Genomic DNA, 13,245 nt, shown 5'->3' on the forward strand with positions numbered 1-13,245 from the left:
GCCCCTCATGCTTACTTCTGCAAGGTTTGCAGGCGCGCCACGGCATGCGCATTGCCGGGGTCCAGTTCCAGCGCACGGCGGTAGTGCGCGATGGCCGGCGCCGTGGCGCCGTCGGCTTCATACGCTTCGGCCAGACTGTCGTGGCCGTTCGCGCTGTCCGGATACAGCTGCACGGCCAGTCCGAGCACGGCGACGGCCTGCCGCGCCTGCTGGCGCGCCAGCAGGCGGTAGCCCCAGGCATTCAAGTCGTTTTCGGATGGAGACGGCAAGCCGTGCTGGCGCCGGATGGCGGCCAGTTTCGGCGCCAGGTCCGCATACGGGCCGTCGCCGAGGGCGTGGCGCAGCAGCTGCACCGCATGCGCGCCGCCATGCCGCAGGCGCAGCGCGGGGATATAAAAGCCGGCCACCGCGTCGATCAGCTGTTCCGGCTGGCCCCCGGCCAGGTTGCTCAGGATAATGACGGCCAGATCGTCGTCCGGATACACGTAGAAGGCGGAACGGCCGCCGCCGATGCCGGCCACGGCGCGGTGGCCGTCGCGGCGGATGGCGGGCCAGCCCAGCGCCCACGGCGCCGGCTTGCCGTCATTCAGGCGGGTCGTTTGCCACAGCCGCGCCACGCCGGCGGGCGCCAGCAAGCGTCCCGCTTGCAGCGCGGCAAGCCAGCTGGCCAGCTCGCCCGTATTGCTGTTGATGCCGGCCCCGGCGCGCATGAAGACGGGAAAATCCTCGATGACGTTGCGGTAGCCCTTGCCGCCGGCGCCCAGCACATAGGAGCTGGCCTTGTTGGCGACCACGTCCTTCGCGTCGCCGAAGCCGCTGTGCCGCATGCCGGCCGGGTCGAATTGCCCGCGCTGGATGAAATCGACGTAGGACTGGCCGCTCTGGCGCTCGATCAATTGCGCCAGCAGCACATAATTGCTCTGGTTGTAGCGGTAGCGCTGGCCTGGCGGGGCTTCCACCGGCAGCGCCTGCACGGCCGTCCAGGCCGCCTGGCCGTCGTCCGGGTCCGGCCCCACCAGCTTGCCGCGGCGCTGGTCCAGCACGTCGGGCAAGCCGGACGTGTGGTTGAGCAGCTGCGTCACCGTCACGGCTTGCCACGCCGGCGGCAAGTCCGGCAGGTAGGCGGCAATCGGCGCGCCCAGGTCGACCTTGCCCTGCTGCACCAGCTGCATCACGGCCACGCCCGTAAACGCCTTGGTGGCCGAATTGATGGAAAACAGGCTCGCATCCGTCACCGGCACGCCGTACTGCAGGCTGGCCACGCCGAAATTGCGCGACAGCACCACCTTGCCATGCCGGATGACGGCGATTTGCAGGCCCGGTATCCGGCGTTCGCGCATTTCATCGTGGACGAAGGCGGCGATGTCGCGCTCCACGCGGCCGGCCTGCTGTCCACTGGCGGGCGCGGCAGTGGCGGCCAGGGCCTGCGGCGCAAGGACCGCGCCAAGCGCCAGGATGAGCAAGGCCGACGGGAAACGGGTGTGCAAGATGACTCTCTCTGATGGACCGGGTGGGACTGCAGCATCCCATATCTTTTTACCAAGGTCAACGAGAATCTTGCCAATTAGAAACTTATTCCTGCAGCCACACATCCTCGTAGCCTTCGCGGTCGACGATGAACCTGGCGCCGCTGGGCAAGGCCAGGTAGTCGAGCACTTGCGGCAGCATCTCGCGCAGGTGCGCCGCATGCAGGGGCTGGTAAAAGTCCAGGGCGTCGCTGTGCTCGCCGCAATGGATGAACCAGCTGATGGTGCCGTTTTCCGGCAGCGCGATGCGCGTGCCGTAGATGGGCGACTGTTCGAGGCTGCCGATGGCCAGGGCCACCATGGCTTCCGGCGCCTGCGCAGGCAAGCCGTATTTGTCGCAGATGCGCCGCTGGTTTTCGTTGATCTGTTTGTTCATCCGCTCGTGCATGGCGTCCTCAGGATCCGATGTATTTGTAAGTCAGCCGCAGCGCGCCGTCGTGGCTGGCCACTTCCAGGTGCACGATCGCTTCGTCCGGCCTGCCGTCGGCCAGCAGCACGCATTCCATGCCCAGCGGGCCGGCGTCGGTGGCGTACACGTCGACGGGTGGACGGCCGCCCTTGCCCGGCGCGAAGGCGTGCGCCAGCGGCGCCAGCGACAGGCGCTGCTGCGGGGCAAAATAACTGTCCACCATGTCGCAGATTTCGCCGGCCAGCGCCGGCGACATGGCCCACTCGCGTTGCAGCGCAACAGGATCGCGCAGGTCGAGCGTGTGTACGAAGGCCGCGGCCAGCGCATGCGCCTGCCGCCGCAGGCTGTCGCTAACGGCTGTCTCCATGGAATGTTTCCTTGCTGAAAAAGCGCCATTATAGTGCGCCGCCTGCCGCATGCGCGTCCTTCTTGCCGATAATATGCGTCCAGATCTATCGTCATACTGCGGCGCAATAATTACGCGCCGCCAGCCATTCAAATACACGCCGCCATTATTAATCAAATATTAATAATAATCACAAGCCGTTATATTTGGTGAGAATTGCGCAAATGCCGGCATACCTGCGCTGCATTTTCAAGTTGACGCCTATTTATTCCGGCGCTAATATCGAATGGCCATATACCATGGCATACAGCGCAAGCAGTACTTAACCATCACAAGAGGATAGTACAATGCAAAAACAGAACCAACCCAAATTGTTCGCGTTTAAACTGGCTGAAAAACAGGTAGAAAAACCAGCGGCGCCCGCCAGCGCCTGGAAAGTGCGCGACGGCGTCGCCGTGGCCGGCTGCACGGCGGTCGGCACCCATGACCAGTACCGCGATTCCTCGCGCTTCCAGCCGAACGACGGCGGCCAGTACTGCTGACCTTCCCGGCGCCATCATCCCCGCCCGGCGCGGGGTTTTCATTCAATTCCGCATATTCAAACCGGCGCCAATTGCGGCGCGGCTTTTCCGCGCGCCCGCAATAACGTCATCATTGCCATTCAAGCGGATATATATTTTTTAAAATACGTGTTTATTCGCAAAACCCGGTGCATAACGATTACTGAAGGATATTCCCATGGATAATCAAAAAGAAACAAAACTGTTCGCATTCAAGCTGGCGGAAAAGAAGGAACAGGAAAAACCTGTCCATCCCGCGCCCTGGAAGGTGCGCGACGGTGTCGCCGTGGCCGGCTGCACAGCCGTCGACAGCGAAGAACAATACCGCTATTCGCGTATCGGTTCGAGTGACGGCGGAGAGTTCTGCTGATACTTGAGCCAGCTGAAAGCCTTGCCGTGGCAAGGCTTTTCATTTTCTTTCGCCGCAGGGCCCAGCATGCATAAACAGATTTTAATTGTCAGCCATAGCGGCGATCTGCACGCCGACCTGGTGGCAGCCATCCTCGCCGCCCGCGGCCATGCGCCATGGCGCATCGATCTCGACGCCTTTCCCCGCGATTACCAGCTGAGCCAGAGCCTGCAACACGGCCAGGCCGGCGCGCGCCTGCGCCGCCTGCCCGACGGCGCCTGGCTGGACCTGCGGCAAGTGGGCGCCGTCTGGCTGCGCAAGCGGGCCGACTACGCCTATGCCAGCGCCGACCTGACGCCGCAGGAGCGCGCCTATGCCCAGCTGGAAACGGAACAGGCCATCTTCAGCGTGCTGTACGCGCTCGATTGCTACTGGCTCAGCCATCCGCTGGCCCTGCGCGGCGCCCAATGGAAGGGCGAACAGCTGGAACGGGCGGCGCGCATGGGCTTTCGCGTGCCCGCCACGCTGATCAGCAACGTGCCCGACGACGTGCGCGCCTTCCGCGCCGCCGTTGGCGGAGCCATCATTTTCAAGAGCATGTCCACGCCCAGCCTGGCCGCCGAAGCCGTCGGGGACGGGGACAGGGTCAGCGCCGGCATCGGCACCACCGTCGTCGACGACGCCATGCTCGACAGCCTGGACGCCGTCAGCGAGCTGAGCTGCCAGTTCCAGGAATATATTGCCAAGCAATACGAACTGCGCGTCACCATCATCGGCCAGCACCTGTTTGCCGCGCGCCTGTATACGCAGGACGATGCCCGCACGGCCGTCGATTCGCGCGACATGTCCGCGCCCATCCGCTACGAGGCGGCAACCTTGCCGGACGACATACACCGGCGCTGCCTCGACTTCGTGCACAGCTACGGCCTCGCATATGGGGCGCTGGACCTGATCGTCACGCCCGAGGGCGAATATGTTTTCCTGGAAAACAATCCAGTCGGGCAATTTTTATATGTGCAGCAACTGGTACCCACCCTGCCCCTGCTCGACAGCGTGGCCGACACCCTGATCAAAGGAGCGCTATGCCACAGCCAGACCTGAACGCGATTGCGCTCCAGCTGCGCCAGCTGGAACAGGCGCGCGACAGCCGGGCCATCGTCCTGGCCGCCTCACACCTGGACATGGAACTGCTGCCCGCCCTCTACGAACTGTGCCAGGGCATCGGCCGCGTGGCGCGGCTCGACGTGGTGCTGCACGGACGGGGCGGCATCGTCAACGCGGCGCGCCGCATTGCCCTGCTGCTGCGCCAGCATGCGCGCCACCTGAGCTTTATCGTGCCCTTCCACTGCCAGTCGGCCGCCACCTTGCTGGCCCTGGGCGCCGACGAGATCATCGCGGGCGACCTGGCCCTGTTCTCGCCGATCGACCCGCAGCTCGACGGCGTGGACGGCGGCGCCTTTTCCAGCCTCGACATCAAGGTCTTCGGCGACATGGCGCAGCAATGGTTCGGCGTCGACGCGGGCGAAGCGCGCCAGCAATCCTTGTCCCTGCTGTGCGGCAGCGTCTTCCCGCCTTCCCTGACGGCCTTCTACCGCACCACCCTGGAACTGGCGCAGATCGGCGAGGAATTGCTGGCCTGGCAATTGCCCGACGCCACACAAGAGGCGCGGCGCGCCATCGTCGCGCGGCTGGTGACCGGTTATCACTCGCACAACTATGCGCTGACGCGCGAAGAGCTGGCCGGCCTGGGCCTGAACATGGCGCGCGATGCCCAGGCTGAACGGCTGGGCTGGGCCATCTCGACGCAGTTGCAGGCCAGCATAGGCGGCGCCCTGCGCAGCGCCCCCGACGAAGCGTGGCAGGACGCGCTGCTGGCCACGCGCGACGGCGTGCAGCTGCGGCGCCAGCGTCCGGGCGGCTTCGCGCCGCAGTGGAGCACGCCAGCGGGGCCGGCATGCTGACGGCACTGCTATCTGATACTGCGCGCTGCTGCATCGCCTTTGTGCTGCTGGCCGCCGCCGTGGGCAAGCTGCGCGGCTACACGGCCTTCCGCGACAACCTGGCGACCTCGTTCGGCCTGCCGCTCCGGGCCGCCGCCTGGGCCGCGCCAGGCCTGCTGGCGGCCGAACTGCTGCTGGCCGGCTGGATACTGGCCGGCGGCACGCATCTGCCGATGCGGCTGTCGCTATTGCTGCTCGGCACGCTCACCGCCGTCCTCGTGCACCGCTACTTCACGCGCAGCGTCGTGCGCTGCAACTGCTTCGGCGAAGCGGCGCGGCCCGTGTCGCCCTACGACCTGTTGCGCAACGCCCTGCTGGTCGGCATCAATGGCGCGTACTTTGCGCTGGCGCAAGACGCGGCCTTGCCCTTCGCCGCCACTGTATTGGCAGGCGGCCTGGCGGCTATCGTCTGCGTGGCCATCCTTTCCCTGCACGACATCGCCACTCTGGCAAGGGCGCACTGATGGATGACACGACCTTGCAACTGGTGCTGGCGGCGCTGGCGTTTGCCATCGCGGGCAATATCTGGCTGAGCCTGGCCGTGCTGCGCGCCGGCCGCCGCGAAAGGCTGGCGCCCGCGGCCCTCGAAGCGGGCCAGCCCCTGCCCGCCGTGCAAGCGCGCGCGCTGGCGGGCGGCGCCCGTTTCCAGCCGGGCGCCCCCGGCCAGGCCACCGTGCTGCTGTTCCTCGCCAGCCGCTGCCCGAAATGCGCGGAAAAGCTGGCCGGCGTCGAACGGCTGCTGCCGCTGGCGCGGGATGCGGGCCTGGCCCTGTGGCTGCTCAGCGAGGAAGCACCGCGCCGGCTGCGCGCCTTCCTGCCCGGCGACGCCTTGCGGGCTGTCACGGCACGGCTGGCGCTGCGCGACTACCGGCGCGTCAATCCCCTAATGAGCTCGCCATCCTATGTGTTTGTCAATGACCAGGGACTGGTGGAAGCGGCCGGCCTGATCGGCGACGAAGACTGGCTGGCCCTGGTCGGACAATTGAACGCCGAACCGTCGCAGGAGCGCGCCGCATGAGCAATATCAACTTCGGTCCGCATTTTGAACGCCTGCGCCTGCTGTACCCCGTGCGCTGGCGCATCGCCGCCGGCCTGCTGTGCATGGCCCTCACCGTGGGCGCGCAGCTGGCCTTTCCGCAAGCCATCGCGTATTTCATCGACAACGTCGCCGCCCTCACCCGGCGCGGCGTCACGCCGGGCATGGCCGCCGCCATGCTGGCCTTGAGCCTGCTGTATGCGCTGACCTCGGCCGCCCGCTTCTACCTGCTGCAGTCGGGCGGCCACATGATCGTCATGGGCGTGCGCCGGCGCCTGTTCGACGTGGTGATCAACCAGCCCATCGCCTTCTTCGACAAGCACCATGGCGGCGAGCTGAACAGCCGGCTCACGTCCGACGTGTCGGCCCTGCATGAAAGCCTGACCATCGGCGCGGCCCATGCCCTGCGCTCGCTGTGCGTGTTTTTGGGCGGCATCGCCATGCTGCTGCAATTGTCACCGATTCTGAGCCTGCCTTTGGCCCTGTTCATCCCCATCAGCCTGTATCTCGGAAAGTTATCTGGCAGCAATTACCGGCTGCGCGCGCGGGCCATTTCCGCCAGCCTGGCCGCCAGCGGCAAGGTGGCGCAGGAATATTTCGCCCATGCACGGCTGGTGCAGGCCTTCAACCAGCAAGGCGGCGCCATGGCCCGCTATGCGCAAGCGATGCGGCACTTGCTGGACGTGTCGCTGGCCGGCACGCGGCTGCTGGCCGTGTTCCAGGGCGCGCAGGGGCTGCTCGCTTTTGTTGCCCTGCTGACCACCCTGTGCTTCGGCGCCCACCTGATCGGCCAGGGGCAGCTGACGGTGGGCCAGCTGACGGCCTTCGTCATCTATGCCAGCATGGTGACGGACACGGCCGGCTCCATCAGCGAGTTCTGGAACACCTGGATGCGCACCATGGGCTCGACGGACCGCATCTTCGAACTGCTGCGCAGCCACCGTGCCGTGCCCGAAGCGCCGCCGCAGCCGCCGCTGGCCGGCCACATCGCCCTGCGCGGCGTGCGCTTTTCCTACCCGGAACGGATGCAGGCGACGGCCCTCGACGGCGTCAGCCTGTCGATACGGGCCGGGGAAAAGATCGCGCTGGTGGGCGCCTCGGGCGCGGGCAAGTCCACCATCGCCAGCCTGGTCCTCGGCCATTACCAGCCCGGCGCGGGCAGCCTGCTGTTCGACGGCGTCGACGCGCGCGTCTATGGCGTGGCGCAGCTGCGCAGGCAGATGGCCGTGGTGGAACAGGAACCGGCACTGTTTTCCGGCAGCATCGCCGACAATATCGGCTTTGCCGTGCCGGACCGCCAGGTAACGCGCGACGAAATGCTGGCGGCGGCGCGCCTGGCGCACGCCCACGATTTCATTGCGGCGTTTCCCGACGGCTACGATACCGTGGTGGGCGAACGGGGCGTGCAACTGTCCGGCGGACAGAAGCAGCGCATCGCGATCGCCCGCGCCATCCTGCGCGCGCCGAAGATCCTGATTCTCGACGAAGCGACGAGCGCCCTCGACGCGGCCAGCGAACAGCTGGTGCAGCGCGCCCTCGACACCCTGATGCAGGGGCGCACCACCATCATCATCGCGCACCGCTTTTCCACCATCGTCAAGGCCGACCGCATCATCGTCATGGAAGACGGCCGGATCGGCCAGCAAGGCACGCATGCCGAGCTGCTGCGCGCCGGCGGCCAGTATGCGCGGCTGATGCAGCAGCAGCTGTCGCAGTTCCAGCAGTTGCATGACAGTACGGCAACCCTGTAGAGTGGGCCACGATGAAAAAAACCTACCATGGCAGCTGCCACTGCGGCGCCGTCCGTTTCGCGGCCAGGATCGACCTGGCCGTCCCCGGCCTGCGCTGCAACTGTTCCTATTGCCTGAAAATCCGCTGCTGGGCCTGCCAAGTGCCGCCCGCCGACTTCCAGCTGCTGGCCGGCGCGGACGCGCTGAGCGAATACCGCTTCGGCGCGCGGCGGGAACAGCATTATTTCTGCCGCCACTGCGGCGTGCGCCCGTTCGGCCGCGGCGATTCCACGCGCAGCGGCCCCTTCGTCGGCATCGGCGTCAACTGCCTCGATGATGCCTCCACGGCCGAACTGGCCGCCGCGCCCGTCCGTTACGTCGATGGCCGGCATGATGAATGGGCAGCGCCGCCCTCGCAGACGCGGCACCTATAGGCAGCCGCACGCAGTTGCAAGATTGCTATCGAGAAATGGTTGCCTGCCGCGCCGGAGTTTTCCTACGCGCAGGCAAGTAGTGTCCCTATGGCTAGGTCCGACTTGCCCAAGCAGAATGGCGTCAACGGTGCGGTGCGCGCGGTACCGGAGATCCCATTCATGGCAAGTCTTCAGACAGAGGAGAACATCATGGCTTCAAGCAGCAACGACAAATCCGGCAGCCAGTCGGGCAAGCAGCAATCGGGCAGCCAGCAGTCGGACAAGCAGTCGGGCAGCCGCCAGTCGTCGGGCGGCACCCAGGGCGGCACGCATGAGCAGCACGTGGAAGCGGGCCGGCAAAGCCACAAGAATGACGACAAATCCTGATTCCCGGCGGCGTTCCGCCGCCACGGCCCCGTAAGTCCGGGGCTGGGCGGGCCGGCACGGCATTGCCCTGCCGGCCCGCCCGTGCCGCCGTTGCGCGGCCGGGCAGATATCCGTCCGTCCCCGTTGTCTGGATCGGCATTCTGGGCGATAATGTCGCCCATGAACGATACCACTACCTTACCCCCATTGCCCGATCGCCTGTCGATCGACCCGAGCAGCCCTTACCACGTTGCCGCCGTGTTCGAAAACGACGTCGGCATCCGCTTCAACGACAAGGAACGCCTTGACGTGGAAGAATATTGCATCAGCGAACGCTGGATCAAGGTCGCTTCCACCAAGTCCCTGGACCGCCGCGGCCGTCCGCTGCAGATCAAGCTGAAGGGCAAAGTCGAAGCGTTTTACCGCTAAGCAACACCTGCAGTTATCCCTGCAGTTGTCATCGAGGCCGATTTGCATCGGCCTTTTTTGCGTCCGCAGCTTTCCGCTCAGTCATCGCTGCAGAGCAGCCCCGCCGCGGCCGCCAACGGCAGCCACAGCATGGCGTCGGCCAGCACCTCGTCCGGCGTCCGGCCGCTCGATAGCGCCGCCTGCTGCGCGCATTGCGCCAGCGGCGCGCCGTCGGCCAGCGCCTGCAGCCAGCAGAACTGCCATGGCTGCAGTTCGTGCATGGCAATGCGGTAATGCATGCGCGAAATGGCGACAAAGGCGGGACTGGCATCCGGCTGGGCCGGCACGGCGGCGTCCGGCGCGGCCTGCACCTGTTGCCAAAATACACACAAGGGAAAGGACAGGGCCAGCAGCCGCACGCACGGCGCCAGGCGCCAGGCCGGTGCATTTCCCAACAACAAGTCCAGGCCGGAAGGCAGGATGGGCGGCGCCCGCTTTTCCAGGCCCGGCGCCCTGCCCGCCTCGCTGCGCGCCCGCTCCAGCCGCGCCAGTTCGACGGGAAAGCGCAAGGCTGCCCCCTGCGCTCCCGCGGCGCCCTGGCTGGCGGCGAGAAAATCGGCAAAGCCGCCGCCCAGGTCGTACAGGGTGGGCGAAGCGGACGGGTGGCGCCAGACATAGGCGCGGGCAAAGAACGCGAACAGCGCGTCGCCCATGACCTTGCGCAAGACGGGATAATCGGCCTGCAGGCATTCGAGCAGGCGCTGCATGTAGCCGTCCGCATGGATGTGCAGCGGCGCCGGCCCGCCCCGCGCCCGCTTCAACACCTGTTCCTGCCTCAGGCCATGGCGCTCGCTGGCCAGCTGCACGCCCCGCGCCGCGCCGCCCGGCGCCGTCATGGCCGTCAAAAACCACGCCTGCAGCTGCGCCAGCGGGGCGTCCGCGGCCTCGTCTCCGCCGGCGCTACGGCGCATGGGCGGCCTCCGGGTGCAGGTCCGCCGTCCCGGCATCCGCCTGCGCGTCGGCGAATTCCCCCCGTTCGGCTGCGCGCGCCTTGTCCAGTTCAAGCAGCAGCTGCGGGTACGGCGGGATGTCCGCATCCCATTCCAGCAGGGCCGACACGCCGCCCGTCAGCCGCTGCGCCAGCGCGTACAGGCGCCAGACGGCGGCCGGCACGGGTGCGTCGTGCGTGTCGATCAGCACGTCGCCGCTGACGGTGGGCCCGGCCACGTGGAGCTGCACGATGTGGTCGTGCGGCAACTGGCGGATGTAGGCGGCCGCGTCATAGCCGTGGTTATGCGCGGAAACGTGGACATTGTTGACGTCAAGCAAGAGCCCGCAGCCCGTGTCCTCGGCCAGGCGGCCCAGGAATTCCCATTCCGGCATGCTGGACCGGGCAAACTCCACATAGGTGCTGGGGTTTTCCAGGATCAGCGGCCGGCCCAGGAATTCCTGCACCTGGCGCACGCGCGCGCCCACGTGGCGCAGGCTGGCCTCGTCCAGCGGCAAGGGCAGCAGGTCGTGGCTGTTGAGCGAGGCGGTGCCCGTCCAGCACAGGTGGTCGGAAATCCATGCGGGGCGGATCTCGGCGGCCAGCTGACGCAGCTTGCGCAGGTAGGCCAGGCTCAGGGGAGCGCTGCTGCCGATCGACAGCGACACGCCGTGCATGACGATGGGCAGCTGCGCCGCCACCTGCTCGAGCACATGGCGCGCATAGCCGTGGTTATCGATGAAATTCTCGCTGATGATCTCGAACCAGTCGACCTGCGGCCCGTGTTCCAGGATGTGCGCATAGTGCGGCGGGCGCAGCCCCACGCCCAGGCCCAGGTGCGGCAGCCCCAGGCGCGGCCGCGCCTCGCGCAGGATGCCACGCATCAGGTCGACGGCGGCAAGGCCAGGCGCAGGTCGGTGGGCGCCGGCGGCGCTCCCACCGGCGTGCCGCGCGCCGCCATCACCTTGCCGTAGGCTTCCCACGCCTTGTCGTAGACATTGTCGCCGAGCGCAAAATGCATGGTCTGACCCAGCGGTATGCTGCGGTGGTCGGGCGCGGGACCGAAATCGTACAGGGCCATGGTGGCGGGCTCGGGCGGTTCCTTGCCCGTGGTGTTCGGATACAGCTGCGAGGCCGAAATCGGCACGGCGCAGCCGCCGAAGCTCGCGCATTTGTTGTCGCCGGGCGCGCTGTAGATTTTATCTTGCTGCGGCACGGGCGGCACGTGGCATGGCGTGCCCGGCGCCGCGGGGGCTTTCGCCGAGTGGCCGCAGGACGAGCCGCCCGTGTCCGGCTGGGCAAAGCCGCAGCCGCCCTGGGCGTGGCAGCCGTTGGAGCCGCGGCAGGTGTGGTAGACGGCCAGCGCGGCGCAGGTGGACGACGCCTCGCCCTCCAGATGCATGCCCTGGCAGGCGTGGTACAGCACATTCTTCTCGGCCAGCGGCACGCCCGTCGCCAGGTTCGGCGCCTGGCCCAGCACGGCCCAGCAGATGGCCATGCGGTCGCCCGCGCCCACCATCGACGGATACGGAAAGTCCAGGTCCTGGTCCAGCCAGTACTGGTCCAGCACGGAAGTGATGCCGTAGATGGCGCCCGTGGCCACCGTACTGAGCATTTCCAGGCTGCCGCTGCTGTCCTTCAGGCGGTTCAGGGCGCCCGCCACGGCAGCGGGCGCGGGGATGTTCTTCGGCGCGGTGGCCGGGTTGTAGCGCTCGTTGACCAGCATGGCCTCGCTCCAGCGCCCGCCGTCCCTGTGCCAGCCGGCCCAGGTCTGCACGGGCAGCATGGCCTTGACCTGGCCAAAACGCTCGTAGTGGTCGAACGGGGCGCTGTCGTGGCGCGCTTGCGCATCGCGCGATTCGGCTGCCTTGCCATTGTTCGCGTAGGACGGATAATCGCACTTCAGGGCGTCCAGGTCTTCGCGGTAGTCTGGCTGCACGGCCATCAGGCGCATGGCCGCGTCGCGCCGGTAGCGCCGGATGGCCGTGTCGCTGCCCTCGCCCTGGTCCGTGATGGCCGCCATCATGTCGATGGCCTTGTTGAACGAGCCCGTCTGGCCGCCATCCTGGTCCTGCGGCCCGAAACAGGTATCGAAACGGGGAAATTCCGCCCGTGCATGGCCCTGGACCTGGCTGTTGAACATGTCCTGCTGCACCGAGTTGTTGACGAACAGCTTGTGCCACAGGGTCTGGCCGTCCGTGTATTCGATGCTGATATAGCGCGCATAGCATTCATACATGTAGCCGATGGTGCCGAACAGGGGCAGGTCGTGCACATGCTTGCCCGGCGTCCAGCCCGCCAGCGGCACTTCCGGGAAGTATTTCGTGTGGTCCCGGCTGTCGAAGGCGGCCAGCTGCGCCCGGGCCTGCTGCTCCGGCTGCTCAATGGCGAGGAACAGGTCGCACTGGTTGGCGTTCAATGCCTCCAGGTTGACGCGCACGTGGCGGTAGTCGGCCGTGTCCTGCAGGTCGACGATGTGCGGGATCAGCGTGCAGTGCTTGCCATAGCAGGTCCAGCCGTGGTCCTGCGACTGCAGTTCCGAGCCCGTGAAGCATGGCGCCGTGCCGATGGCCGTGGCCAGGTTGGCCGCCATCTGCAGGTGCAGCATTTCCTGGATGAAGACGCTGAAGATGACATTGAAGGCCTTCTGCTCCGCCAGGTCGGGGCGGGCCGTGGTGCCCATGCCCGGCCACTGGCGGCCTTCGTAATAGCTGATGCCTTGCGAGTTGATCTGGTGCGTGCCCTGGATCGAATACATGGTGGCCATGTACAGGGGGATGGTGAACAGTTCCACGCTGACGGCCGCCTGGGCGATGGCGCGCACGGCGGCCGTGTCGGTGGCCAGCATGTCGAGCGGACGGTTGCTGATGGCCGGCTGGGTGCTTCCTAAAACGGGCATTTTCATTCTGTCTCTCCACAGGAAGGATGCGTTTCGGATCTCGGGCCGGCCCGCGCCATCTGCGTGCGCCGATCACGGCACAAGAATCATACCCCTGAGAAAGATATTTTTGCGGCAAGATTTACATGCTTGAGCAGGAATTGATCTGCCTCAATCCACATGGGCTTTCACCGCGCAAATCAGCGTTTTACCCCGCCATTCGATGACAATTGAAT

The 13,245-nt window shown here is 66.5% G+C and carries 16 protein-coding genes; 10 read left to right on the forward strand and 6 right to left on the reverse strand.

Translation table 11 applies throughout. The features are described from left to right. Positions 1 to 11: 11 nt before the first annotated feature. From AC07VI_RS07310 to AC07VI_RS07320, 3 genes are all read right to left on the reverse strand, one after another. Positions 12 to 1,487: a serine hydrolase domain-containing protein gene (locus tag AC07VI_RS07310; protein ID WP_492994231.1), complete on the reverse strand. Its 1,476-nt coding sequence runs from the start codon at positions 1,485 to 1,487 to the stop codon at positions 12 to 14. Between the two features lie 85 nt (positions 1,488 to 1,572). Continuing rightward, entirely contained in the window at positions 1,573 to 1,914 is a 342-nt protein-coding gene (locus tag AC07VI_RS07315) for an immunity protein Imm33 domain-containing protein (protein ID WP_492994233.1), read from the reverse strand. Between the two features lie 7 nt (positions 1,915 to 1,921). Further along, entirely contained in the window at positions 1,922 to 2,302 is a 381-nt protein-coding gene (locus tag AC07VI_RS07320) for a hypothetical protein (RefSeq protein WP_099374450.1), read from the reverse strand. 326 nt (positions 2,303 to 2,628) lie between these two features. Here AC07VI_RS07320 and AC07VI_RS07325 point away from each other — a divergent pair, with 326 nt between their 5' ends. The 10 genes from AC07VI_RS07325 to AC07VI_RS07370 all read left to right on the forward strand — a co-directional run bounded on the left by AC07VI_RS07325 (position 2,629) and on the right by AC07VI_RS07370 (position 9,164). After that, the gene (locus AC07VI_RS07325; RefSeq protein WP_086144599.1) at positions 2,629 to 2,823 is read left to right on the forward strand and encodes a hypothetical protein; all 195 of its coding nucleotides are present in this window, start codon (positions 2,629 to 2,631) and stop codon (positions 2,821 to 2,823) included. Between the two features lie 196 nt (positions 2,824 to 3,019). Then, positions 3,020 to 3,211, forward strand: a complete 192-nt coding sequence (locus tag AC07VI_RS07330; RefSeq protein WP_086144598.1) for a hypothetical protein — start codon at positions 3,020 to 3,022, stop codon at positions 3,209 to 3,211. A 66-nt stretch (positions 3,212 to 3,277) separates the two neighbouring features. Further along, on the forward strand, positions 3,278 to 4,291 hold the full coding sequence (locus tag AC07VI_RS07335; RefSeq protein ID WP_086144622.1) for an ATP-grasp domain-containing protein: 1,014 nt from the start codon (positions 3,278 to 3,280) through the stop codon (positions 4,289 to 4,291). Next, positions 4,273 to 5,151: an SDH family Clp fold serine proteinase gene (locus AC07VI_RS07340; RefSeq protein ID WP_492994236.1), complete on the forward strand. Its 879-nt coding sequence runs from the start codon at positions 4,273 to 4,275 to the stop codon at positions 5,149 to 5,151. Before AC07VI_RS07335 ends, AC07VI_RS07340 begins: the two co-directional genes overlap by 19 nt. After that, a complete protein-coding gene (locus tag AC07VI_RS07345) occupies positions 5,145 to 5,654 on the forward strand; it encodes a MauE/DoxX family redox-associated membrane protein (RefSeq protein WP_492994238.1) in 510 nt (169 codons plus the stop codon). The genes AC07VI_RS07340 and AC07VI_RS07345 overlap by 7 nt, the downstream gene beginning before the upstream one ends. Then, complete coding sequence (locus tag AC07VI_RS07350) at positions 5,654 to 6,208, forward strand: thioredoxin domain-containing protein (RefSeq protein ID WP_099374448.1); 555 nt, start codon at positions 5,654 to 5,656, stop codon at positions 6,206 to 6,208. The genes AC07VI_RS07345 and AC07VI_RS07350 overlap by 1 nt, the downstream gene beginning before the upstream one ends. Beyond that, positions 6,205 to 7,977, forward strand: coding sequence for an ABC transporter ATP-binding protein (locus AC07VI_RS07355; RefSeq protein WP_492994240.1), 1,773 nt, complete (start codon positions 6,205 to 6,207; stop codon positions 7,975 to 7,977). The genes AC07VI_RS07350 and AC07VI_RS07355 overlap by 4 nt, the downstream gene beginning before the upstream one ends. An 11-nt stretch (positions 7,978 to 7,988) precedes the next feature. Beyond that, on the forward strand, positions 7,989 to 8,390 hold the full coding sequence (locus AC07VI_RS07360) for a GFA family protein (RefSeq protein WP_086144593.1): 402 nt from the start codon (positions 7,989 to 7,991) through the stop codon (positions 8,388 to 8,390). Between the two features lie 189 nt (positions 8,391 to 8,579). After that, positions 8,580 to 8,756, forward strand: a complete 177-nt coding sequence (locus AC07VI_RS07365; protein ID WP_492994243.1) for a hypothetical protein — start codon at positions 8,580 to 8,582, stop codon at positions 8,754 to 8,756. A gap of 159 nt (positions 8,757 to 8,915) precedes the next feature. After that, entirely contained in the window at positions 8,916 to 9,164 is a 249-nt protein-coding gene (locus tag AC07VI_RS07370; protein WP_010398340.1) for a DUF3297 family protein, read from the forward strand. A 77-nt stretch (positions 9,165 to 9,241) separates the two neighbouring features. Here AC07VI_RS07370 and AC07VI_RS07375 read toward each other — a convergent pair whose 3' ends face one another. The 3 genes from AC07VI_RS07375 to AC07VI_RS07385 are packed head-to-tail and all read right to left on the reverse strand — an operon-like array spanning position 9,242 to position 13,036. After that, entirely contained in the window at positions 9,242 to 10,114 is an 873-nt protein-coding gene (locus AC07VI_RS07375) for an HvfC/BufC family peptide modification chaperone (protein WP_492994245.1), read from the reverse strand. Then, the gene (gene bufB, locus AC07VI_RS07380; protein WP_099419787.1) at positions 10,104 to 11,015 is read right to left on the reverse strand and encodes an MNIO family bufferin maturase; all 912 of its coding nucleotides are present in this window, start codon (positions 11,013 to 11,015) and stop codon (positions 10,104 to 10,106) included. The genes AC07VI_RS07375 and bufB overlap by 11 nt, the downstream gene beginning before the upstream one ends. Then, positions 11,015 to 13,036 carry a ferritin-like domain-containing protein gene (locus tag AC07VI_RS07385; RefSeq protein ID WP_492994247.1) on the reverse strand — a complete coding sequence of 674 codons (2,022 nt, stop codon included), beginning with the start codon at positions 13,034 to 13,036 and terminating at the stop codon, positions 11,015 to 11,017. Before AC07VI_RS07385 ends, bufB begins: the two co-directional genes overlap by 1 nt. Between the last annotated feature and the right edge of the window lie 209 nt (positions 13,037 to 13,245).

It is taken from the genome of Janthinobacterium sp. GW821-FHT03A03 (assembly GCF_059421435.1).

Bases quoted from the DNA above. Each gene is read 5' to 3' on its own strand.
- AC07VI_RS07370 (WP_010398340.1), top strand. From the start codon at position 8,916: ATGAACGATACCACTACCTTACCCCCATTGCCCGATCGCCTGTCGATC.
- AC07VI_RS07330 (WP_086144598.1), top strand. From the start codon at position 3,020: ATGGATAATCAAAAAGAAACAAAACTGTTCGCATTCAAGCTGGCGGAA.
- AC07VI_RS07365 (WP_492994243.1), top strand. From the start codon at position 8,580: ATGGCTTCAAGCAGCAACGACAAATCCGGCAGCCAGTCGGGCAAGCAG.
- AC07VI_RS07385 (WP_492994247.1), bottom strand. From the start codon at position 13,036: ATGAAAATGCCCGTTTTAGGAAGCACCCAGCCGGCCATCAGCAACCGT.
- AC07VI_RS07325 (WP_086144599.1), top strand. From the start codon at position 2,629: ATGCAAAAACAGAACCAACCCAAATTGTTCGCGTTTAAACTGGCTGAA.
- AC07VI_RS07320 (WP_099374450.1), bottom strand. From the start codon at position 2,302: ATGGAGACAGCCGTTAGCGACAGCCTGCGGCGGCAGGCGCATGCGCTG.
- AC07VI_RS07375 (WP_492994245.1), bottom strand. From the start codon at position 10,114: ATGCGCCGTAGCGCCGGCGGAGACGAGGCCGCGGACGCCCCGCTGGCG.
- AC07VI_RS07350 (WP_099374448.1), top strand. From the start codon at position 5,654: ATGGATGACACGACCTTGCAACTGGTGCTGGCGGCGCTGGCGTTTGCC.
- AC07VI_RS07335 (WP_086144622.1), top strand. From the start codon at position 3,278: ATGCATAAACAGATTTTAATTGTCAGCCATAGCGGCGATCTGCACGCC.
- AC07VI_RS07355 (WP_492994240.1), top strand. From the start codon at position 6,205: ATGAGCAATATCAACTTCGGTCCGCATTTTGAACGCCTGCGCCTGCTG.
- AC07VI_RS07360 (WP_086144593.1), top strand. From the start codon at position 7,989: ATGAAAAAAACCTACCATGGCAGCTGCCACTGCGGCGCCGTCCGTTTC.
- AC07VI_RS07315 (WP_492994233.1), bottom strand. From the start codon at position 1,914: ATGCACGAGCGGATGAACAAACAGATCAACGAAAACCAGCGGCGCATC.
- AC07VI_RS07340 (WP_492994236.1), top strand. From the start codon at position 4,273: ATGCCACAGCCAGACCTGAACGCGATTGCGCTCCAGCTGCGCCAGCTG.
- bufB (WP_099419787.1), bottom strand. From the start codon at position 11,015: ATGCGTGGCATCCTGCGCGAGGCGCGGCCGCGCCTGGGGCTGCCGCAC.
- AC07VI_RS07345 (WP_492994238.1), top strand. From the start codon at position 5,145: ATGCTGACGGCACTGCTATCTGATACTGCGCGCTGCTGCATCGCCTTT.